Genomic DNA, 20,133 nt, shown 5'->3' with positions numbered 1-20,133 from the left:
CGCCGCTTGACAGCCGCAGGGGACCGCGCGCAACATCGTTCGTATACGAATGATAACGACGTCTCCGCTGGCTTTCGACATGGTGATGGAAACAACGAGCGCTGCCACCGACAAGATCCGCTGCGATGCCTGTCCGGTGATGTGCTACATCAAGCCGGGCGCGGCGGGCGCCTGCGACCGCTATGCCAACCACGACGGCAAGCTGGTCCGCGTCGATCCGCATGTGATTCTGGAGCGCACCGTCGAGCATGGCGGCAAGCTCGTTCCGTTCAGCCGCACCGAAGACTGGGACGGCAAGATCGTCCACGAACCCTCGACCTTCGTCACCGCGATCGGCGCGGGCACGACCTATCCCGACTACAAGCCGGCGCCGTTCATCGTTTCCGCGGAGGTCGACGGCGTCGACATGGTGACCGTGGTCACCGAGGGCATCTTCTCCTATTGCGGCATCAAGGTGAAGATCGACACCGACCGCTATCTCGGGCCGGAAACCGCGACCGTGCGCGCGCAGGGCGAGGCGGTCGGCCACGTCACCACCAGCGAATACGGCTCGCAGATGCTGTCGCTCGGCGGCGTGCATCACCTCACCGGCGGCTCCAAGAAGGAGGGGCGCGTCACCTGCGACACGTTGATGGACCTCGCCAATTGCAAGGCGGTGGAGCTGACCATCGACGGCGGCGCGACCGTGGTGGTGCAGGCGGGCCAGCCGCCGATCGTCAACGGCGTCAAGGAAGAGCGCATGCGCGTCGGCTGCGGCTCGGCGACGATCGGCATGTTCGCCAAGCAATGGCACGGCAAGGTCGACGAGGTCGTCGTGGTCGACGACCACATCACCGGCGTGCTGAGCGAGCACCAGGCCGGCAAGCTGCTCGACATCGCCGACACCGGCATCAAGATGAAGGGGCGCCGCTCGACGCCCGGCCGCTATTTCCAGGTCGCCGATCCCGGCACGGGTTGGGGTGGCACCAACATCTCCGATCCGCTCGCGATTCTCGGCCCCTTCGACAAGAAGGAGGCGAAGGCCGGCCTGACCATGCTGATGGTCTCCACCACGGGCGAGCATTCGTCCTATTACGTGCTCGACGAGACCCTGAACCCGGTCGAGACCGAGATGCCCGCCGATCTGAAATTCTCGGTCGAGCGCATCCAGGAGAATTGCGAGCCGGCGTTGTGCACGGTGCTGTTCATGGCCGGTGCCGGCGGATCGCTGCGCGCCGGCGTCACCGACAATCCGGTGCGGCTGACGCGCTCCGTGAAGGATGCGCTGACGCGTGTCACCAGCGGCGGGGCGCCGGTCTATGTCTGGCCGGGCGGCGGCATCACTTACATGGTCGATGTGACGCAGATGCCGGCGGGCGCGTTCGGCTACGTGCCGACGCCGGCGCTGGTCGCGCCGATCGAATTCACGATGAAGCTGACCGACTATGCCGCGCTCGGCGGGCACATGGACTATGTGAAGCCGCTCTCCGAGGTGCAGAACGGTGAGGATGTCCGCCAGTTGCCCTGGCAGAACCCGATTCCGGGGCCGCGGGCATGACGCGGCGTCCGCAAATCGCATTGCTGTCTGATGGCCGGCGGCTGCATTTGCAGGATGGACCGATCGATCTGATCGTCGAGGCGAGGGGAGCCGCGGGCGAGGTGCGTGCGGCCTATGAAGCCGCGGCGCAGCGTTTCACCGGATTGCTCGACGAGCTCTGCGCGGAATTGCCGGAGCTGCGGACGGCTGCCGGCAGACGGACGTCGCTGAAGGGCGTGGTGGCGCGGCGCATGCACGCCGCTGTCGTGCCCTATGCCGCCGACGGCTTCATCACGCCGATGGCCGCTGTGGCCGGGAGCGTGGCCGAGGAAATTCTGGGTGCGATGCTGAGCGCCGCGACGCTCGACCGGGCCTATGTCAACAATGGCGGCGATATCGCGCTTCATCTCGGCAATGGCGAGCAATTCTCGGTCGGCCTGATGGACCGGCCCGATCGCGACGGCGTGATGCGAGCCATGCGGGTCGATGCGGAGGATCCGGTGCGCGGCATCGCCACCAGCGGACGGCACGGCCGCAGTTTCTCGCTCGGCATCGCCGATGCGGTGACGGTGCTCGCGGCGACGGCGTCGCAGGCCGATGCGGCCGCGACCGTCATCGCCAATGCCGTCGATCTGCCCGGGCACCCCGCCATCATCCGAACCCCTGCGAACGAAATTCAGCCCGATAGCGATCTCGGCGCGCGTCTGGTCACCCGCGGCGTCGGTGAATTGTCGCGGAATGAGATCGCGGATGCGCTGGAATCTGGCGCGGAATGTGCACGGCAATTGTTCGATCGCGGATTGATCGAGGGTGCTGTGCTCAGGCTTTGTGGTGATATGCTTGTCATCGGAGCCAAGGATATGGAAGAGCAGCGAACGCGCCCGCTCGTGCTGGAGAACGCGGTCGGTGCCTGAACAGGGAAGCGAAGCATGAGCGCGATCATCCGCAAGATCGTCACCGTCGTCGAAGAGACGCAGATGGAGATGGGCCGCCAGGTCTCGCCGCCGACCCGGCGTGCCGCCGCGATCGCCGTGATCGAAAATCCATTTGCCGGAAAATACGTCGAGGACCTCTCGCCGCTGATCGCGATCGGCGAGGAACTCGGTGATTTGCTGGCCAAGCGCGCGGTCGCCGCGCTCGGGATCGAAGGTTCCAAGGCGCACAGCTACGGCAAGGCCGCGGCCGTCGGCGAGAACGGCGAGCTGGAGCATGCCGCCGCGATCCTTCATCCCAAGATGGGCGCCCCGGTGCGCAAGGTTCTGACCAAGGGCGCGGCGCTGATCCCATCGTCCAAGAAGCGCAGCGGGCCGGGCACGACGCTCGACATTCCCTTGGGGCATAAGGACGCAGCCTTCGTGCGCAGCCATTTCGACGGCATGGAAGTGCAGATCAACGACGCGCCGCGCGCCAACGAGATCATGGTCGCGGTCGCCGTCACCGACAGCGGCCGTCCGCTGCCGCGCGTGGGCGGATTGACGGTTGCGGAGATCAAGGGCGAAGACGGTTTGAAATAAGGAATGGTCCGGAGGGGCGGGCACAATCTCTCCGGCAAGGTCGTAGTCGAGACAAAGAGTTCAAAACTGGAGGTTGGGATGCGAGCAAGAAATTACTTCGTCGGCGCGGCCTTCGCGCTCCTGGCGGGCGGCATGGCTCATTCGGCCATGGCGCAGGACATCAAGATCGGCGAGATCAACAGCTATTCGCTGCTGCCGGCGTTCACCGAGCCCTATCGCAAGGGCTGGCAGCTCGCGGTGGAAGAGATCAACGCGGCCGGCGGCATCAACGGCAAGAAGCTCGTCGTCATCTCCAAGGACGACGGCGGCAAGCCGGCGGATGCGCAGACCGCGGCCAACGAGCTCGTCTCGAGCGAAGGCGTGGCGATGCTGACGGGCACGTTCCTGTCGAACATTGGTCTCGCCGTCAGCGACTTCGCCAACCAGAAGAAGGTGTTCTTCCTCGCGGCCGAGCCGCTGACCGACGCCGTCACCTGGTCGAAGGGCAACAAATATACGTTCCGCCTGCGTCCCTCCAACTACATGCAGGCGGCGATGCTGGTCGAGGCAGCCGCCAAGCTGCCCGCGAAGCGCTGGGCGACGATCGCGCCGAACTATGAATACGGCCAGTCGGCGGTGCAGGTGTTCAAGAAGCTGATGTCGGAGAAGCGTCCCGACATCCAGTGGGTGGACGAGCAGTGGCCGCCGCAGGGCAAGATCGACGCAGGTCCCGTGGTGCAGGCGGTTGCCGCCGCCAATCCCGAGGCGATCCTCAACGTCACCTTCGGCGCCGACCTCGTCAAGCTCGTGCGCGAAGGCAACACCCGCGGCCTGTTCAAGGGGCGCGAGGTCGTCTCCTTCCTGACCGGCGAGCCCGAATATCTCGATCCGCTCAAGGACGAGACGCCCGAGGGCTGGATCGTCACCGGCTATCCCTGGTACTCGATCAAGACGCCCGAGCATGATGCGTTCCTGAAGGCCTACCAGGCCAAGTACAACGACTATCCGCGCCTCGGCTCGATCGTCGGCTACCAGACCATCAAGGCGGCCGCCGCCATTCTCGCCAAGGCGGGTTCGACCGATCCGGAGAAGCTGATTGCCGCGGCGGAGGGGCTGTCGATGCCGTCGCCGTTCGGCGAGATCACCTTCCGCAAGATCGACCACCAGTCGACCCTCGGCGCCTATGTCGGCAAGACCGCGCTGAAGGACGGCAAGGGTGTGATGGTGGACTCTTCTTACAAGAAGGGTTCGGACTATCTGCCGAGCGATGCCGAAGTCGAGAAGCTGCGGCCGAAGGATTGATGCAACGAGAGACCGGGGCCTCGTGGTTCGAGACGCGCGGCGTTGCCGCGCTCCTCACCACGAGGGTCCCGGACCTCATCCTGAGGAGGCGCGCAGCGCCGTCTCGAAGGATGAAGCCCAGTACCGAGACTTAATTAACCCGGACCGCCGATGGCCTTTTACGTCGTACAGTTTCTGACCGGTCTCGCCAGCGCAGCGTCGCTGTTTCTGGTGGCGTCGGGCCTGTCGATCATCTTCGGCGTGACGCGGATCGTGAATTTCGCGCATGGCGCCTTCTACATGATCGGCGCCTATATCGCCTTCACGCTGACGGAGCGCCTGTCGGGGGCGTTCGGCTTCTGGGGCAGCATCGTGCTGGCTGCGCTCGCGGTGGCGCTGATCGGCGTGCTGGTCGAGATGGTCTTGCTCCGCCGCATCTATCACGCGCCAGAGCTGTTCCAGCTGCTCGCAACCTTCGGCCTGACCCTGATGGTCGAGGATCTCGTCGTGCTGATCTGGGGCCCCGACGATCTCGTCGGCCGCCGCGCGCCGGGCTTCAAGGGCGCGATTGATTTCTTCGGCCAGAACATCCCGAGCTACGACCTGTTCCTGATCGTGCTCGGCCCGGTCGTGCTCGGGATTCTCTGGCTATTGTTCCAGCGCACGCGCTGGGGCGTGCTGGTGCGCGCCGCGACGCAGGACCGCGACATGGTCGCGGCGCTCGGCGTGAACCAGAAATGGCTGTTCACGTCGGTGTTCGCGGTCGGCGTCTTCCTTGCTGCGCTTGGCGGCGCGCTGCAGATTCCGCGCGATGCCGTGCATCATGCGATGGATTTGCGCATCATCGTCGAAGTGTTCGTCGTCGTGGTGATCGGCGGCCTCGGCAGCATCGTCGGCGCCTTCGTCGCGGCCGTCCTGGTCTCCGAGCTGAACGCCTTCGGCATCCTGATCTTCCCGAAGATCTCGATCATCCTGGTCTTCCTGGTGATGGCGGTGGTGCTGATCGTCCGTCCCTGGGGCCTGTTCGGCAAGCCGGAGGCGGCGGCGCGCAAGACGCCGGGTCTCACCGTCAATCCCTGGCGCCCGCTGACCTCGAACGAGCGGCTCGCCTCGCTGGCCGCGCTTCTCCTCGCGGCGACGCTGCCGCTGTTCGCGGGCAATTACGCGCTGACCGTCGGCTCGGAGATCGCGATCTTCGTGATCTTCGCAGTCTCCTTGCACTTCCTGATGTCGGTCGGCGGCCTCGCGTCCTTCGGCCACGCCGCCTATTTCGGCCTCGGGGCCTACGGCGTCGCCTTCCTCGCCAAGATGGCGGGGCTGCCGATGATCGTGTGCCTGTTGCTGGGACCGCTGCTCGGCTGCATGGGCGCCGCCGTGTTCGGCTTCTTCGCGGTGCAGCTCTCCGGCGTCTATTTCGCCATGCTGACGCTCGCCTTTGCGCAGATCGTCTGGTCGATCGCGTTCCAGTGGGTGAGTGTCACCGGCGGCGACAACGGCATCCTCGGCGTCTGGCCGGAAAAATGGGCGGCGAGCCCGTCGAACTTCTACTGGCTGGCGCTCGGCGTCGCCGCGCTTGTCACCGTCGCGCTGCGGGTCATGGTGTTCTCGCCGTTCGGCTACGCGCTGCGAGCCACGCGCGACTCGCTGCTGCGCAGCGAAGCGATCGGCATCAATGCCAAGCGCATCCAGTGGACGGCCTTCGTCATCGCGGGCACCACCGCCGGCATCGGCGGTGCGCTGTTCGCATACCTGAAGGGCAGCGTCTTCCCCGACAATCTCGGCATCTCGCTGTCGGTCGATGCGCTGGTCATGGTGCTGCTCGGCGGCGTCGAGACGGTGTCCGGTGCGGTGATCGGTGCCATCGTCTACAAGGCGCTCAACATCTGGCTGGTCAGCCAGACCGATCTGTCAAAGCTCGTGCTCGGCGGCTTCATCGTGCTGATCGTCGTCGTCTTCCCCAAGGGCATCGTCGGCATGCTGGAGATGCTGGCGCAGCGCCGCAGGAAGTCGTCGCCGCCGGGATCCCCCTTGCTCGCCAAGCCGATCGAGTCCGCCGAATGAGCGTCGCACCCACACTTCTCGCGGTCGAAGGCCTGACCAAATCCTATGGCGGCATTCATGCCGTCCGCGGCGTCTCGTTCTCGCTGCGCGCCGGCGAGATCCTGGCGCTGATCGGGCCGAACGGCGCGGGCAAGAGCACCTGCTTCGACATGCTCAACGGCCAGAACAAGCCTGACAGCGGCCACGTCCGTCTGCTCGGCGAGGAGACCACCGGCAAGAAGCCGCGCGAGATCTGGCGGATGGGCGTCGGGCGCACCTTTCAGATCACCGCGACCTTCGCCACCATGACCGTGCGCGAGAATGTGCAGGTCGCCCTGATCTCGCACGGGAAGAAGCTGTTCAACCTGTTCGGCTCGGCCCCGAACTTCGATCGCGGCGAGGCCGGCCGCCTGCTCGAGCTGGTCGGCATGGGCGGCTATGCGGACCGGCCCTGCGGCGAGCTTGCCTATGGCGACCTCAAGCGGCTCGAACTCGCGGTGGCGCTCGCCAACCAGCCGAAGCTGCTGCTGATGGACGAGCCGACCGCGGGCATGGCGCCGCGCGAGCGCGTCGAGCTGATGCGGCTCACGGCTCAGATCGCGAAGGAAAAGGCGATCGGCGTGCTCTTCACCGAGCACGACATGGACGTGGTGTTCGAGCACGCCGACCGTATCATCGTGCTCAATCGCGGTACGCTGATCGCGGAGGGTTCGCCGGCCGAGGTGCGGGGCAATCCGCAGGTGCAGGCGATTTATCTGGGCGAGGGGCTGCTTTACGAAGGCGGGCATCGCGAGGGAGCATCGGCATGAAGCTCACGGTGCAGGACCTCAACAGCCATTACGGCCCCGCGCATATCCTGTTCGACATCGGCTTCGAGGTCGGCGAGGGCGAGGTCGTGGCGCTGCTCGGGCGCAACGGCGCCGGTAAGTCGACGACGTTCCGCTCGATCGTCGGCCTCGTCGCGCAACGCTCCGGCCGCATCATGTTCGAGGGCAAGGACGTCTCGGCGAAACCGACGCACGAGATCGTGCGCGAGGGGCTGGGCTATGTGCCGGAGGAGCGGCGCATCTTCACGGACCTGACCGTCGAGGAAAACCTCGAGGTCGGCAAGCAGCCGAAGCGTCCGAACGCGCCGCACTGGACACGCGAAAAACTGTTCGCGCTGTTTCCAAATCTCGGCGAGATGAAGAACCGGCCGGGCGGCCGCATGAGCGGCGGCGAGCAGCAGATGCTGACGATCGCGCGTACGCTGATGGGAAATCCGTCGCTGGTGCTGCTCGACGAGCCCTCGGAGGGGCTGTCGCCGAAGATCGTGGAGCAGATGGTCGATGCCATCCTGACCATGAAGAAGGAAGGCGTCAGCATCGTCGTCTCCGAGCAGAATCTGCACTTTGCGCGGCTCATCTCCGACCGCGCCTACATCATCGAGCGCGGCCGCATCTGCTTCGGCGGGACCATGGCCGAGCTCGACGCGCGTCCGGACATCCGCGACGCGCATCTGTCGTTGTGAAGGGCGGGGGACGGATGGCGAGAAGCTCAGCAGTCAAGAAGAGCGTCAAACCGGCAAAACCGCCTTACGTGCTCGACGAGCAGGTCGGCTTCATCCTGCGCCAGGTCTGGCAGCGCCACAGCTCGATCTTCTCCCGCGACATCGGCACCAATCTGACACCGACGCAATGGGCGGCGCTGTCGAAGCTCGCCGAGACCGGGCCGTGCTCGCAGAACCAGCTCGGCCGGCTGACGGCGATGGATGTCGCGACCATCAAGGGCGTGATCGACCGCCTGACGGCGCGCGGGCTGACCGAGACCAGCCAGGATCCCGAGGACGGCCGCCGTCTGCTGGTCAGCCTGACCCGGGCGGGGCAGCAGCTCGCGGAGAAACTCGCCCCCAACGCGCTGGCGATCACCCGCGAGACGCTGGCACCGCTCGACGCCAGGGAGCGCGAGACCCTGATGGCGCTGCTGAACAAGCTGCGGTGAGGGCGGTGTCGTAGACTGTCTCGTAGGGGGGGCAAAGCGAAGCGTGCCCACCATTCTTCTCAATGAGAAAGAGATCGTGGGCACGGCGCTTCGCGCCTTTGCCCACCCTACGGCAGTTGAACGAGCTGCCGGGGTTCGCGACTAACCTCGATATAGGATTATCGAGGGTTTTTGGTCATGAGAGCGGCGACTCAGTTTGCAATGGTTCTGTTGGCACTTGCGGTCCAATGCGTGCCCGCCATTGCCGCGCAGCCTTACGAAGGCTTCTGGGCCTCGACCAAAAAGGACTGCCGCAATGACGACAGCCCCAACCGGATGAGCATCGAAGGCGGCAACCGCCTGTACTGGTACGAGACGCGCTGCCGCGCCGGCGAGATCACGGCCGACGGCAAGCTCGGCTGGAACATGAAGCTCGCCTGCGAAGGCGAGGGCGAGAAGTTTCGCTCCAATCCTCGCGTGTCCATCGCCGCGGACGGCAGGCTGGTGATGGACAACGGCCCGGTTGGGCAGGCCAAGCGCCAGACCTATGTGCGATGTGAGATCGCGAAGAAGCGCTGATCCCTCACGTCTTCCCCGGCCATTTGGCGCGGTAACGGATCTCGCTGCCGTCGTTGAGCCGCCGCCATGTTCCGAACTCCGGTGTATGCGGCGCGCGGGCGGTCAGATCGATCGGATAGAGCCGGCCCGGTTGTCCCTGGATGGTGACCGCGAGCTGCCGGTGCGAGGTGCGAAACGCCAGCTCGACCTCGCCGGCGATGACGGCTTGGTCGCCGTCACGATAGAAGCCGGCCGGGTTCACTTCACCCGGCATGGTGTTCAGATCAGTTTGCAATTCGATGGTGATGCCTTGCGATGACGCCGGCACTTTAACCCCGGCCGGAAAGCGCACCTCGAACACGAGCAGTGGATTGGCGCCGTTGCGGTTGAGCCAGGGCGTGGCCGTCATGTAGGCGACGGCCAGGTAGGTGCCAACAGCGGCGATGCAGAGCAGGCCGACGACGCCGAGCGACTTCAGGGTGTTGCGCGCAACGCCGTCATTGCCCGGGTCCTTCCCCGGACGCGTCACCAGCCAGCTGGCGAACACCGCGCCGCCGATTGCACCCGTCGGGGCGTAGACGAACAATCCCAGCAGACCCGACGTGATCGGGTCCGCCCGGTTGCCGAAATCGAACAGGGAGAACAGCACGAAGGTCGCGACATAACCCGCCACCGCGCCGGCAACGCCGGCCGCTATTCGCGATGAGCTTTTCATGTCCCCCTCGATGGTCCAGCAATGAACTGCCGCCGCCGAGGGCTGCCTGCGTTAGACGCCGCAGGCAGCGGTCTTGTTCAACGCCTTGAAGGCTGCGTCACTTCGCCACGATTTCCGGCACCCGGCCGGCCGGCGGCGTGTTGCGGCTGCGCTGGGTGCGCACGATGCCGTCGATGATGGTCATGCCGATGCCGGGGAGGTCGCCGAGCTGGACGCTCTCCAGGATGTTCTTGCCGGGCGAGTGCTGGGCCTTGTCCATGACGACGAAATCGGCGGAGCGGCCGACTTCAATCAGACCGCAGTCGAGCTGCCGCATCCGCGCGGTGTTACCCGTGGCGAGGCAGAAGGCGAGTTCGGCCGGCAGGTCGCCGAGCGAGGACAGCATCGAGACCATGCGCAAAATGCCGAGCGGCTGCACGCCCGAGCCGGCGGGCGCGTCGGTGCCGAGGATGACCCGGTGCAGGTCACCCATTTCCCGGGCGATGCGCAGCGTGAACAGGGCCGAACGCTCATTGCCGTTGTGAACGATCTCGAGCCCGCGCTTGCACCCTTCACAGATGCAGCGGATCTGATCGTCGGGGAGGGCGGTGTGGCCGCCATTGATATGGCCGACCACGTCGGTGTCGGCCTCCAGCACGACGTCCTTGTCGATCAGGCCGGAGCCGGGGATCGAGGGGCCGCCGGTGTGGATCGTGCTCTGGATGCCGTATTTGCGGGCCCAGCCGACCATCTTGCGCGCGGTGGGGCCGTCCTTGACGCCGCCGAGGCCCACTTCGCCGAGCAGCTTGACGCCGGCGGCCGCGAGCTCCTTGAAATCTTCCTCGACCATCTCGCATTCGATCACCGGCGCGCCGGCGTGAACCTTCACGCCGCCGGGCCGCAAATTCCAGAAGGCGCGCTGGGCGAAGATGGCCATCGCCTTCAGCCCGACGACGTCGCGCGGGCGGCCGGGCATGTGCACTTCGCCGGCGGAAATCATCGTGGTGACGCCGCCGTGCAGATTGCTGTCGATCCAGCCGATCTGGTTCTGGCGGGGCGTCCAGTCGCCCGCGACGGGATGGACGTGGCTGTCGATCAGGCCCGGCGCGACCGTGGTGCCGTTGGCCTCGACGATGGTGGTCGCGCCTTCGGTGTTGAGGTCCTTGTAGCGGCCGATCGCGGTGATCTTGCCGTTCTCGGCGACGATGGTGTCGCCGTCCAGGATCGGCTTTTCCAGGGCGCCGGACAGGATCAGGCCGATATTCCGGATCACGAGCTTCGAGGGTCCGGTGGCCTGGGGGGCGTCATGCGCCATGGAAAGGGCTCCTTATTCCTAACTGCAACGCTTTCGATCTTGGGCAGCCTTGACCGCGGGATCAAGCAGGATTATTCATTAGTGTACGAATGATCGTGTACAAACGACGCATAGCTGCCCGCCTCGGAACCGCATAGACGCGACACGGATAGGTGAGATGAGCAATTTCAATCAGGAAAGCGTTTTGAGCGTCCACCACTGGACCGACACGCTGTTCTCCTTCAAGACCACCCGCAGCCCGACCTTCCGTTTCCGCAACGGCGAGTTCACCATGATCGGGCTCAAGGTCGGCGAGAAGCCGCTGCTGCGGGCCTACAGCGTCGCCAGCGCCAATTACGAGGAGACGCTGGAGTTCTTCTCGATCAAGGTGCCTGATGGTCCGCTGACCTCGCGCCTCCAGCATCTGAAGGAAGGCGACGAGATCATCGTCAGCCGCAAGGCCACCGGCACGCTCGTCATCGACAACCTGGAAGAGGGGCGCAACCTCTACCTGATCGGCACCGGCACCGGCCTTGCCCCGTTCCTGAGCGTCATCAAGGACCCCGAGACCTACGAGCGGTTCGAGAAGGTCGTGCTGCTGCACGGCTGCCGGCACGTGAAGGAACTCGCCTATGGCGAGATGATCACCGAGCACCTGCCGAAGGACGAGCTGCTCGGCGAGTACATCCAGAACCAGCTGATCTACTACCCCACGGTGACCCGCGATCCCTTCCGCAACCGCGGCCGCATCACCGACCTCATCACCTCGGGCAAGCTGTTCAGCGATATCGGCCTGCCGATGCTGGAAGCCGCTCATGACCGCGTCATGATCTGCGGCAGCCCGGCGCTGGTGGCGGACACCCGCGTGCTGCTCGGCGAGCGCGGCTTCGTCGAGGGCAACCACGGCGAACCGGCCCAGTTCGTGGTCGAGAAGGCCTTCGCCGAGCGGTAAGCCCGCAATAAGACCGTATTTTCGCCCTCTGGCGGGCGTTGCCGCGTCGATTCGGCGCTTGATACACTTGTGGGAGCGAATCAGCGGGAGTTCCCACATGGTTGCGGACAGCGACAGCAACATCGCCTGGCATCGGGTTCAGTTGAAGAAGAACCGCGCCGAGCTGAAGGCGCTCGAGACCGCGCGCTTCACGATGGGCGAGATCGCGTCCTCGAAGCGGAACGGCCAGACCCAGAAGGCGATCGCGGAACTCAAGCGCAAGATCGCGCAGTCCGAGCGTGCGATCGCCGATCACGACAAGCGCACGCGACGTCCGCTCGGCACCGACGTGCAAAGCCTCAGCAACGGCAGCTGGAGCCATTGGGACTCCTATACCAACCAGCAGCAGCGCAAGACCGGCCACCGCTCGCCGGGGCGCGGCTAGGTCCTACGCGTCGGGCGGAACGAGAGTTCCGGCCTTGCGCCGGCTGCTCCGCATCCCATCTGGTTGAGGCGCAACAACCGCCGGTGATTCCATGACCCCGCGCCTCGATTTCACCAGCGAGGCCTTCTTTCGCGATCCGCCGAAGGCCATCGCGGCGCTGCGCGCGCAGGGCCCCCTGGTGGCGACGCGCTTTCCGTTGGTCGGCGACGTCTGGATCACGACGACCCATGACGCCACCGCGCAGGTGCTGAAGGACAATGCGACCTTCACTCTCCGCAAGGAGGATGGCGACGTGGCAGGGCTGCGTTGGTGGATGCCGAAGCTCGTCACGACCATCGCCAACAACATGCTGACGATGGATGAGCCGGACCACACGCGGCTGCGCGGCATCGTGGACGAGGCCTTCCGCCGCCGTGCGATCGTGGCGATGGAGCCGCGCATCCGCGCCATTGCCGACGATCTTGCCGCGGAGTTGTTCGTGGGCGGAGCTCCGGCCGATCTCGTCGAGCGCTATGCGCGCATCCTGCCGCTGTCGGTCATCTGCGAACTGCTCGGCCTGCCCATGGCCGATCGCGCCCGGTTCATCGCCTGGGCCAACGCGATGTCTTCGCTGACCAACATCGTCAGCGTCGTCCGCCTGATGTTCGCCCTGCGCAAGATGCGACGCTATCTGCAGGGGCAATTGCAGCTCGCGCGCGAGCAGGGCGGCGAGGGGCTGATCGCCGAATTGGTGCAGGTCGAGCGCGAGGGCGGGCAGATCACGCCGGACGAGATGGTGGCGATGGTATTCCTGCTGCTCGCGGCGGGCTCGGAGACGACGACGCATCTGATCAGCGGGTCGGTCTACGAGCTGCTGAAGAACCCCGGTCTGCGTGACTGGCTGGAGGAGGACTGGAGCCGCGCCTCGCTCGCCGTCGAGGAGTTCCTGCGGTTCGTCTCGCCGGTTCAGTTCTCGAAACCGCGCTATGTGCGGCGGGATGTCGAGCTGGACGGCGTGCGCCTGAAGAAGGGCGACCGCGTCATGGTCATGCTCGCGGCGGCGAACATGGACCCTGCGGTGCACGACCAGCCGGAGCGGCTCGATCTCGAACGCAAGCCCAACCGCCACATGTCCTTCGGCACGGGGATCCATTTCTGCCTCGGGCACCAGCTCGCGCGCATCGAGGCTGCGAGCGCGCTGCAGGCCTTGTTCACGCGCTGGCCGCGGCTTGGCCTTGCGGTCGATGCCTCGCAGATTCACTGGCGCAGGCGGCCGGGGATTCGCATGATAGCGAAACTGCCCGTGGTGGCCGATGCTGGCGTGAAATCGCAGCCGCGCGCGGAAGAGCAACTGCTCGCAAGCTGAAAGGGAACTTCATCGTTCCCTGATGCAACCGCGAAACAAACTCCGCGGTGCCTGCGTTGGCCCGATGTGGACAATCATGATGGAGCAATCCATGCCCCACGGAGGCAAGACGCATATCGGTTCAGGCGCGCACGGCAAGGGCGCAGGCAATGGAGCGTTGACGGACATTCCCAAGGACAAGATCGGCGACAACATGATCCTGTCGAACCGCGACAAGGCGCAGCATTCCGACATCAGAGGCATGGACAGCAAGTTCATCCAGACCGAGCAATATCAGGACCACTCGGCCAACCGGTTCACGGACGACGAGGAGTCGGAAGAGTAGGCCGATGCGCTGGCGCGCTCAGGAGCCGGTCGACTTCCTGGAAGAAACCAGATCACGCTCCCATCCGAATACCGAGCGGCCGTCGAGATCGGGCGAGGCGGCGCGTTCACCGGCAATATAGGCTTCGACGGACGGACCGCTCGCGCTGCGCTCGAGCCGCCGCGCCTGGTCGTCGAGGCGCCTGATCGCCTGCATCTCTTCCTCGCGACCGAGCCTTGCGTTCTGGATTGCGCCTTTCAGCACGCGAATGGTCTCGTCATAGACCTTGATCGGGACGGGGTAGGGATGCCGGTCCTTGCCGCCATGGGCGAGCGAGAAGCGCGCGGGGTCGGTGAAGCGATAGGGTGCGCCGTGCACGACCTCGGCCACCATTGCCAGCGAGCGCACGGTGCGCGCGCCGACGCCGGGCGTCAGCAGCAATTCCGGAAAGTCGACCGGGCCGCGCTCGGCCGCCGCAGCCAGCGTACCGTGCAGGCGCCGCGCGAACACATCCTTGGGCCGGACCTCGTGATGGGAGGGCATGATCAGATGCGGCAGCATCGCCTGCGCAGGCTCGGGCGCGGTACCGGTGAGCCGTTCGAATTCGGTGAGAATGCGATCGGGACCGAGATCGCTCAGCAGCTCAAGCTGTGCGGTACGCGAGACGTCGGCACGATGGTCGGTGAGATTGACGATCTCGCCTTGCTGCGGGCCGTCGATCGCGCTGTGCGGCGCATCGACGAAGCTCTTCAGCGCTTCCGAATGCCAGTGGTAGCGGCGGGCCTGGCGCTTGTCGCCGTTCATGCCCTGCTGCACCACCGTCCATTTACCCTCGGTGGTGACGAAGAAGCCGTGAAGGTAGAGATCAAAGCCGTCCTGCACCGCGGCGCTGTCGACCTTGGCCACGAGACGGCTGGCACGCGTCAGCATCGCGCCGTCGAAGCCGACGCGGTCGCCGAGTTGCAGCAGCTCGTCGGGCGTCTTGCGCGAATGCTGGCCACGGCCGCCGCAGACATAGATGCCGAGCTCGTCCTGGAGCGGGCCGAGCCCGCGCTTCAGCGCGCCGATCACCGAGGTGGTGATCCCCGAGGAATGCCAGTCCATCCCCATCACCGCGCCGAACGACTGGAACCAGAACGGATGCGACAGGCGCTGCATGAATGCATCGCGGCCGTAATGATGCACGATCGCCTGCGTGACGACCGCGCCGAGCGTCGCCATGCGGCTTGCGAGCCACGGCGGAACCCGCCCGGTGTGGAGAGGAAGATCGGCGCTGCCGGTTCGTCTGGTCATGGATGCCTAGGAATAGCGCAAACGGGCACGGTTGCACCAGAGGAATGCTGCGTTGCACGGAGTGTGGGAGCGAAGCCGGCCGGGAGGCGTTGAGCGCTTTCAGCAAATGCAATCCGGGAACGTGAATGAATTGGCAGGCCCTCATGGCCGACATCGACAGGATGTTCGGGTGGATACCAACATGGTTCATCGGTCTCGGCCTGGTCGCAGCGGCGATCCTGCTCGCCCTGACTTTCTATCGGCTCGCGGTCTGGCTGCTCAATCGCGCTTTCAGAACCCGACTTCCGCTCCTGGGCGTGTTCATCGAGCGCACGTCCGGGCCGGCTCAACTGGCGCTGTGTCTTGCCGCCGTCGCGCTGGTGTTGCCGCTTGCGCCGCTGAGCGATGCCTTCCGCACGCCGCTGACGAGTCTGTTCGTCGTCGCCTTCATCGCCCTGATCGGCTGGATCTCGATCCGGGTCGTCGACATGAGCGCGGCGCGCTACTTGCAGAATTTTCGCGACGTCAGCGAGAATCTCATCGCGCGCAAGCATGTCACGCAGGTGCGCGTGTTCAAGCGCGTGACCGACATCATCATCGTCATCATCACGGTCTCCACCGCCCTGATGACGTTCGACTCAGTGAGGCAATACGGCGTCAGCCTGTTCGCTTCCGTAGGAGCTGCCGGTATCATCGTCGGTCTTGCCGCCCGTCCGTTGCTCAGCAACCTCATCGCGGGCCTGCAGATCGCCATCACCCAGCCGATCCGGATCGAGGATGCCGTGATCATCGAGAACGAGTGGGGCTGGGTCGAGGACATCGCCTCCACTTATGTCGTGATCCGGCTGTGGGACTGGCGCCGCATGGTGGTGCCGCTGTCCTACTTCATCGAAAAGCCGTTCCAGAACTGGACCCGCGACACCGCGTCCCTGATCGGCGTGATCGCGCTCCATGTCGACTATCGCGCCGACGTGCCGCGGATCCGGCGCTGGCTGGAGGAGGCGGTGAAGCAGTCGAAACTGTGGGATGGCGCCGTCGTCAATCTCCAGGTGATCGACGCGGATTCACGCACCATCGAGCTCCGCGCGCTGGTCAGCGCCCGGAATGCGCCGCAATCCTGGGACTTGCGCTGCGAAATGCGGGAGAAGCTGATCGCCTTCATTCGTGACGAGATGCCGGAAGCGCTGCCGCGCGAACGCGCGATCCTGGTCCCTTCGGGCAACGACGATGCCGACCTCGTGCGCGGCATCGTGCCGCCGGAGAAGATGCGGGCGAGCGCACGCAACTGAACGGGGCAGGGGGCTAGGCAGCTCCGGCGACGGCGGCTTGCCTGCCGGCGCGCGGGCGCGGCTTGCGCAGCTTCCGCCGCCCCCAGATCAGCAGGCCTGTCGTCAGCAGCGTCAGAAGCGCGACCGAGGTGATCACATTGAGGGGCGAGGCGATCCGGGCCGACCAGTTTCCTTCATGGATCAGGCGCGGCCAGTTGCGGGGCAGCGGCGTGACACCGCTCGAAGTGACGGCGTAGGCGCGCAGCTCGCCGCCGTCGTAGAGCCGCGCCATGATGCGGCCGCCGCGCGTGCCGATCGAGATTACTTGGGTGAGATCGTGCTGGTCCGCGACCATGCGAACGGCTTCGAGAAGGGCAATCGGTCGTCCAGCGCCGGCCGGAGCGGCTCCGTTCTGAAACGTCAGGCCGAACGCCATGGCCAGGCCGGTCAACGGGCTGAGCAGGATTAGCGGCAGCGCGAACCAGGCTGTGCCCTTGTGCCATCCGGAGAGCGTGTTGCGCAGCCGCGGCAGTCCCATGACGATGCCGAGCACCATCAGCGTGACCATGGCGACGGTCGAGCTTGTAACCAGCCACGCCTGGCCAAGCAGCCGTTCGTGCGTGATCCGCGCCCACAGGAAAAGATCGCCGAGGCCGAAGCCGGCAACGGCAGGTGCGCCGGTCGCGAGGTCGATCGCCAGGGTGCCGGAGCCCTGCAGCGTCATCCGCTGACCAGCCGCATTGATCGAAACTCCGCGCGCCTTGCCGTCCGGATCGTACGTCTTCACCAGCTCGATGACGCGTCCGGGATCGATGGCAGGACCCTTGGTGCCACTGACTTGCACCAGCGGCTCGAAGGACAGGATCAGTCCGGTTGCGATGACCGCGAACAGGGGAAGTGCAAAGACCAGCGTGATCCAGCGATGGAGTGTCAACAACACAGGTTTGCTCATTCTCTGTCTCCGGCGATGCCAGGCTTTGGTTGCCCAACGCAGCGCCGAAGACAAATGACGCTTTGTCCATATTGTTGCGTTGATTTGCAGCAAATGGAATCCGAACGATTGGCGATCCTGCGATCGCCAATCGTTCGCAGGTTTTCGAGACCTACTGGCGCGTCGCCTTGCTCGCGCCGCGGAGGCCTGCCTGCTGCTGGATCTTGTCCAGCGCGCCGGAGGACTGCTCCTCCGTCACGAAGCGGTTGAGCAGGGGGAGCGCATCCTCGCGTCCTTTGGGGATCGCGATCGCCATGTGCTCGGCACCCCAATTGCCGTCGAGGATTTTCGCGCCCGGCATCTGGTCGGACATCTCGAACAGCGTCGGCTTGTTGGTGGCGTAGAGATCGATCTCGCCCCGGCCGAACATGGCGATGGCGACCTTGACGCTCTCGGCGGGAACGATGGTAGCGTTCTTGAATTTCGCCGGCAGCGTTCGCTCCGAGGTCGAGCCCTTGGTGACGCCGATCTTCACGGCCGGTCTGTCGATGTCCTCGACTTTGGCGAGCGGCGAGTTCGCGGGGACGAGATAGCCGAGCTCGATCGAGAGCACCGGCTGGCTGAAGCTGACGTCATTGGCGCGGGCCGGCGTGGCGTTGGTCACGGTGAAATCGACCTGGCCGTCGTGGATCGCGGTGACGATGTCGGCGACGCGCTGGAAGCGGACATAGTCGACGCCGACGCCGAGCCGTTTGGCCAGCTCGCCGCCGAGGTCGTAGGCGAGGCCGTGCGGCTTTCCGCTCGTATCCGTCACCATCGAGGTCGGGCTGCCCGCATAGATGCCGACACGCAAGGTGCCGCTCGGCGCCAGCAGTTTTGCTTCGCCGTCGGCGCGCGCGGGCGCGCCAACGAGGCCAATGATCGCGGCCGCGAGCAGGGCGGTGCGCGCGAGGCGTCCAGAAAAGGTTCTCATCGGAGACCTCACTGCGCCTTGATGTTGGCGGCCTTGAGCACCGGCTCCCACTTGGTCGCCTCGGCGTGCATGTAGGCGTCAAACTCCTTGGCGGAGGAGCCGACCGGGGCTGCACCGATCTTGCTGAGCGTCGACAGCACGTTCGGATCCTGGAGCGCCGCCTTCAGATCGGTCTCGAGCTTCGTTACGATCTCAGGCGGCATCTTTGCCGGGCCCAGCACGCCCCACCACACCGAAACGTCGTAGCCGGGGACACCGGATTCGGCGACCGTCGGAACACTCGGCAGTGCCTTGGAGCGCTCGGCCGAGGTCACCGCGAGCGCGCGCACCGGGCCGCCTTCGAGCTGGCCGATCGCCTCCGCCAGCGGATTGATGCTGAGCGGGATCTCGCCGGCAATCACGGCGGTCAGCGCCGGCGCGCCGCCCTTGTAGGGAATCGCCAGGATCTTCGTGCCGGACATGTGCTTCAAGAGCTCGCCGGCCAGATGCGCCGACGTACCGTTACCGGATATGCCATAGGAGAGCTTGTCCGGCTCCTTCTTGGCGGCGGCCAGGAGATCGCCGAGCGTCTTGTAGGGGCTGTCCTTGGCCACCACGATCGCGAGCGGCGAGGAGGCGACCTCGGTGATCGCGGTGAAGTCCTTGAAGGTGTCGTAGGGCACGCTCGGATAGATGAACTGGTTGAGCGGATGGCCGCTGGCGACCAGGATCAGCGTGTAGCCGTCGGGGGCGGCTTGGGTCAGCGCCTGCGAGGCGACGATGCCGCCGGCGCCCGGACGGTTGTCGACCACGGGCTGCTGGCCCCAGGTCTTGGCCAGCGCCTGGGCGAGCGTGCGGGCGAGGACGTCGACCGCGCCGCCGGCGGCGTAGGGCACCAGAATGTGCACCGGCTTGCTCGGATAATTGTCGGCCGCCTGCGCGGGGCTACCCGCCAGCAGCAGGCCGGCGCCCAGCATCAAGCCGGCGATTGTCTTGTTCAAACCCAGCATTCCCAGCACTCCTAGAGGTCGTTTGCGCGCGGACGGCGGTCTCGAAGCCGTCCGGGCGATACCCATGGTTTTTGTTGACGAGACCTGATCTTTTGTACGATAGTACAAATCACATGGTACGCAAGCCCACCAGCAAGGAAACGGCCCGCAAGCCGAACATGCGCGAGGCGATCCTCGCCGCGGCCGAGGAGCTGTTCGCCACCAACGGCTTCAATGCCGTCTCGGTGCGCGACATCGCGCAGGCCGCCGGGGCCAATCCCGGCAGCGTGACCTATCATTTCAAGACCAAGGACGGCCTGCTGCTGGAAATCTACCGGCGGCATTGCGGTCCCATGAACCTGCGCCGCTCCGAGCTGCTGGCCGCCGCAAAACGCGTGCGCGATCTGCAGGACCGGCTGGAGGCGATCGTGCGCGCCTATGTCGTGCCCGCCTTCACTTCGGGCAGCGATCTTGCCGGCGGCGGGGCGCGCTTCACGCGGCTGCGCGCGGTGATGTCGGCGGAAGGCAACGAAGTCGCGCGAAAAATCATCGCGCAGACCTTCGACGACACCAGCCACGCCTTCATCGACGCGATCCACGAGAGCCTGCCGCATATTCCGCGCACCGACATCGTCTGGCGCAGCCATTTCCTGCTCGGCGCACTCTATTATTCGCTGGTGACGCCGGACCGCGTCTCGCGCCTGTCGCGCGGCGAGGCCGATGGCAGCGATGCCGCGGGCGCGATCGAGCAGCTGGTGCAGGCCACCGTCGCCGCGTTCCAGGCGCCGGCGCTCGACCAGGCCGCACCGGCACGGCGGCGGCCGGCTGTCACCAGCAAGGCCTGAAGAAGCACTCTCGTTC

The 20,133-nt window shown here is 65.6% G+C and carries 21 protein-coding genes; 15 read left to right on the top strand and 6 right to left on the bottom strand.

The features are described 5' to 3' along the window. Positions 1-79: 79 nt before the first annotated feature. The 9 genes from A7X65_RS11090 (at position 80) to A7X65_RS11050 (ending at position 8,868) form a co-directional block, all read left to right on the top strand. Positions 80-1,537 carry a hypothetical protein gene (locus A7X65_RS11090; RefSeq protein ID WP_063684572.1) on the top strand — a complete coding sequence of 486 codons (1,458 nt, stop codon included), beginning with the start codon at positions 80-82 and terminating at the stop codon, positions 1,535-1,537. Continuing rightward, a complete protein-coding gene (locus A7X65_RS11085; RefSeq protein ID WP_063684571.1) occupies positions 1,534-2,430 on the top strand; it encodes a UPF0280 family protein in 897 nt (298 codons plus the stop codon). Before A7X65_RS11090 ends, A7X65_RS11085 begins: the two co-directional genes overlap by 4 nt. Positions 2,431-2,445: 15 nt before the next feature. Continuing rightward, the gene (locus A7X65_RS11080) at positions 2,446-3,030 is read left to right on the top strand and encodes an amino acid synthesis family protein (RefSeq protein ID WP_063684570.1); all 585 of its coding nucleotides are present in this window, start codon (positions 2,446-2,448) and stop codon (positions 3,028-3,030) included. A 78-nt stretch (positions 3,031-3,108) separates the two neighbouring features. After that, positions 3,109-4,311, top strand: coding sequence for an ABC transporter substrate-binding protein (locus A7X65_RS11075; protein WP_063684569.1), 1,203 nt, complete (start codon positions 3,109-3,111; stop codon positions 4,309-4,311). 150 nt (positions 4,312-4,461) lie between these two features. Next, complete coding sequence (locus tag A7X65_RS11070; protein ID WP_063684568.1) at positions 4,462-6,351, top strand: ABC transporter permease; 1,890 nt, start codon at positions 4,462-4,464, stop codon at positions 6,349-6,351. Then, a complete protein-coding gene (locus A7X65_RS11065) occupies positions 6,348-7,139 on the top strand; it encodes an ABC transporter ATP-binding protein (protein WP_063684567.1) in 792 nt (263 codons plus the stop codon). The genes A7X65_RS11070 and A7X65_RS11065 overlap by 4 nt, the downstream gene beginning before the upstream one ends. Beyond that, positions 7,136-7,840 carry an ABC transporter ATP-binding protein gene (locus A7X65_RS11060; protein ID WP_063684566.1) on the top strand — a complete coding sequence of 235 codons (705 nt, stop codon included), beginning with the start codon at positions 7,136-7,138 and terminating at the stop codon, positions 7,838-7,840. Before A7X65_RS11065 ends, A7X65_RS11060 begins: the two co-directional genes overlap by 4 nt. 14 nt (positions 7,841-7,854) lie before the next feature. Further along, complete coding sequence (locus A7X65_RS11055; protein WP_063684565.1) at positions 7,855-8,310, top strand: MarR family winged helix-turn-helix transcriptional regulator; 456 nt, start codon at positions 7,855-7,857, stop codon at positions 8,308-8,310. A gap of 177 nt (positions 8,311-8,487) precedes the next feature. Next, positions 8,488-8,868, top strand: a complete 381-nt coding sequence (locus A7X65_RS11050) for a hypothetical protein (RefSeq protein ID WP_063684564.1) — start codon at positions 8,488-8,490, stop codon at positions 8,866-8,868. Between the two features lie 4 nt (positions 8,869-8,872). Here the strand turns inward: A7X65_RS11050 and A7X65_RS11045 are convergent, their stop codons facing one another. Together A7X65_RS11045 and A7X65_RS11040 are read right to left on the bottom strand one after the other, a co-directional pair. Continuing rightward, positions 8,873-9,562, bottom strand: a complete 690-nt coding sequence (locus A7X65_RS11045; protein ID WP_063684563.1) for a hypothetical protein — start codon at positions 9,560-9,562, stop codon at positions 8,873-8,875. A gap of 97 nt (positions 9,563-9,659) precedes the next feature. Next, complete coding sequence (locus A7X65_RS11040; RefSeq protein WP_063684562.1) at positions 9,660-10,856, bottom strand: amidohydrolase family protein; 1,197 nt, start codon at positions 10,854-10,856, stop codon at positions 9,660-9,662. A gap of 157 nt (positions 10,857-11,013) precedes the next feature. Here A7X65_RS11040 and A7X65_RS11035 point away from each other — a divergent pair, with 157 nt between their 5' ends. From A7X65_RS11035 to A7X65_RS11020, 4 genes are all read left to right on the top strand, one after another. Next, the gene (locus A7X65_RS11035; protein ID WP_063684561.1) at positions 11,014-11,787 is read left to right on the top strand and encodes a ferredoxin--NADP reductase; all 774 of its coding nucleotides are present in this window, start codon (positions 11,014-11,016) and stop codon (positions 11,785-11,787) included. A 97-nt stretch (positions 11,788-11,884) separates the two neighbouring features. Beyond that, positions 11,885-12,211, top strand: coding sequence for a hypothetical protein (locus A7X65_RS11030; RefSeq protein WP_063684560.1), 327 nt, complete (start codon positions 11,885-11,887; stop codon positions 12,209-12,211). Positions 12,212-12,302: 91 nt separating this feature from the next. Next, positions 12,303-13,556: a cytochrome P450 family protein gene (locus tag A7X65_RS11025; protein WP_063684559.1), complete on the top strand. Its 1,254-nt coding sequence runs from the start codon at positions 12,303-12,305 to the stop codon at positions 13,554-13,556. Positions 13,557-13,647: 91 nt separating this feature from the next. Further along, on the top strand, positions 13,648-13,881 hold the full coding sequence (locus A7X65_RS11020; protein WP_063684923.1) for a hypothetical protein: 234 nt from the start codon (positions 13,648-13,650) through the stop codon (positions 13,879-13,881). 18 nt (positions 13,882-13,899) lie between these two features. Here A7X65_RS11020 and A7X65_RS11015 read toward each other — a convergent pair whose 3' ends face one another. After that, on the bottom strand, positions 13,900-15,153 hold the full coding sequence (locus A7X65_RS11015) for a DUF763 domain-containing protein (RefSeq protein ID WP_063684558.1): 1,254 nt from the start codon (positions 15,151-15,153) through the stop codon (positions 13,900-13,902). A 125-nt stretch (positions 15,154-15,278) separates the two neighbouring features. Here A7X65_RS11015 and A7X65_RS11010 point away from each other — a divergent pair, with 125 nt between their 5' ends. After that, positions 15,279-16,421, top strand: a complete 1,143-nt coding sequence (locus A7X65_RS11010) for a mechanosensitive ion channel family protein (protein ID WP_063684557.1) — start codon at positions 15,279-15,281, stop codon at positions 16,419-16,421. Between the two features lie 13 nt (positions 16,422-16,434). On the opposite strand, the gene A7X65_RS11005 is transcribed toward A7X65_RS11010, so the two are convergent. The 3 genes from A7X65_RS11005 to A7X65_RS10995 all read right to left on the bottom strand — a co-directional run bounded on the left by A7X65_RS11005 (position 16,435) and on the right by A7X65_RS10995 (position 19,293). Next, positions 16,435-17,352, bottom strand: a complete 918-nt coding sequence (locus tag A7X65_RS11005) for a PepSY-associated TM helix domain-containing protein (protein WP_063684556.1) — start codon at positions 17,350-17,352, stop codon at positions 16,435-16,437. Between the two features lie 151 nt (positions 17,353-17,503). Beyond that, a complete protein-coding gene (locus tag A7X65_RS11000; RefSeq protein WP_063684555.1) occupies positions 17,504-18,304 on the bottom strand; it encodes an ABC transporter substrate-binding protein in 801 nt (266 codons plus the stop codon). An 8-nt stretch (positions 18,305-18,312) separates the two neighbouring features. Continuing rightward, a complete protein-coding gene (locus A7X65_RS10995; protein WP_063684554.1) occupies positions 18,313-19,293 on the bottom strand; it encodes a tripartite tricarboxylate transporter substrate binding protein in 981 nt (326 codons plus the stop codon). Positions 19,294-19,406: 113 nt separating this feature from the next. Between A7X65_RS10995 and A7X65_RS10990 the strand changes: the two genes are divergently transcribed. Then, on the top strand, positions 19,407-20,117 hold the full coding sequence (locus A7X65_RS10990; protein ID WP_063684553.1) for a TetR/AcrR family transcriptional regulator: 711 nt from the start codon (positions 19,407-19,409) through the stop codon (positions 20,115-20,117). Positions 20,118-20,133: the final 16 nt, after the last annotated feature.

Source organism: Bradyrhizobium stylosanthis, assembly GCF_001641335.1.
Taxonomy (GTDB): Bacteria; Pseudomonadota; Alphaproteobacteria; order Rhizobiales; family Xanthobacteraceae; genus Bradyrhizobium; species Bradyrhizobium stylosanthis.
Note: the sequence above shows the minus strand (reverse complement) of the source record. Positions and strands in the feature narration are given on the sequence as shown.

Bases quoted from the DNA above. Each gene is read 5' to 3' on its own strand.
- A7X65_RS11055 (WP_063684565.1), top strand. From the start codon at position 7,855: ATGGCGAGAAGCTCAGCAGTCAAGAAGAGCGTCAAACCGGCAAAACCG.
- A7X65_RS11035 (WP_063684561.1), top strand. From the start codon at position 11,014: ATGAGCAATTTCAATCAGGAAAGCGTTTTGAGCGTCCACCACTGGACC.
- A7X65_RS10990 (WP_063684553.1), top strand. From the start codon at position 19,407: ATGGTACGCAAGCCCACCAGCAAGGAAACGGCCCGCAAGCCGAACATG.
- A7X65_RS11045 (WP_063684563.1), bottom strand. From the start codon at position 9,562: ATGAAAAGCTCATCGCGAATAGCGGCCGGCGTTGCCGGCGCGGTGGCG.
- A7X65_RS11080 (WP_063684570.1), top strand. From the start codon at position 2,446: ATGAGCGCGATCATCCGCAAGATCGTCACCGTCGTCGAAGAGACGCAG.
- A7X65_RS11030 (WP_063684560.1), top strand. From the start codon at position 11,885: ATGGTTGCGGACAGCGACAGCAACATCGCCTGGCATCGGGTTCAGTTG.
- A7X65_RS11060 (WP_063684566.1), top strand. From the start codon at position 7,136: ATGAAGCTCACGGTGCAGGACCTCAACAGCCATTACGGCCCCGCGCAT.
- A7X65_RS11015 (WP_063684558.1), bottom strand. From the start codon at position 15,153: ATGACCAGACGAACCGGCAGCGCCGATCTTCCTCTCCACACCGGGCGG.
- A7X65_RS11010 (WP_063684557.1), top strand. From the start codon at position 15,279: ATGAATTGGCAGGCCCTCATGGCCGACATCGACAGGATGTTCGGGTGG.
- A7X65_RS11090 (WP_063684572.1), top strand. From the start codon at position 80: ATGGTGATGGAAACAACGAGCGCTGCCACCGACAAGATCCGCTGCGAT.
- A7X65_RS11005 (WP_063684556.1), bottom strand. From the start codon at position 17,352: ATGAGCAAACCTGTGTTGTTGACACTCCATCGCTGGATCACGCTGGTC.
- A7X65_RS11070 (WP_063684568.1), top strand. From the start codon at position 4,462: ATGGCCTTTTACGTCGTACAGTTTCTGACCGGTCTCGCCAGCGCAGCG.
- A7X65_RS11000 (WP_063684555.1), bottom strand. From the start codon at position 18,304: ATGAGAACCTTTTCTGGACGCCTCGCGCGCACCGCCCTGCTCGCGGCC.
- A7X65_RS11065 (WP_063684567.1), top strand. From the start codon at position 6,348: ATGAGCGTCGCACCCACACTTCTCGCGGTCGAAGGCCTGACCAAATCC.
- A7X65_RS10995 (WP_063684554.1), bottom strand. From the start codon at position 19,293: ATGCTGGGTTTGAACAAGACAATCGCCGGCTTGATGCTGGGCGCCGGC.
- A7X65_RS11040 (WP_063684562.1), bottom strand. From the start codon at position 10,856: ATGGCGCATGACGCCCCCCAGGCCACCGGACCCTCGAAGCTCGTGATC.
- A7X65_RS11085 (WP_063684571.1), top strand. From the start codon at position 1,534: ATGACGCGGCGTCCGCAAATCGCATTGCTGTCTGATGGCCGGCGGCTG.
- A7X65_RS11020 (WP_063684923.1), top strand. From the start codon at position 13,648: ATGCCCCACGGAGGCAAGACGCATATCGGTTCAGGCGCGCACGGCAAG.
- A7X65_RS11075 (WP_063684569.1), top strand. From the start codon at position 3,109: ATGCGAGCAAGAAATTACTTCGTCGGCGCGGCCTTCGCGCTCCTGGCG.
- A7X65_RS11050 (WP_063684564.1), top strand. From the start codon at position 8,488: ATGAGAGCGGCGACTCAGTTTGCAATGGTTCTGTTGGCACTTGCGGTC.
- A7X65_RS11025 (WP_063684559.1), top strand. From the start codon at position 12,303: ATGACCCCGCGCCTCGATTTCACCAGCGAGGCCTTCTTTCGCGATCCG.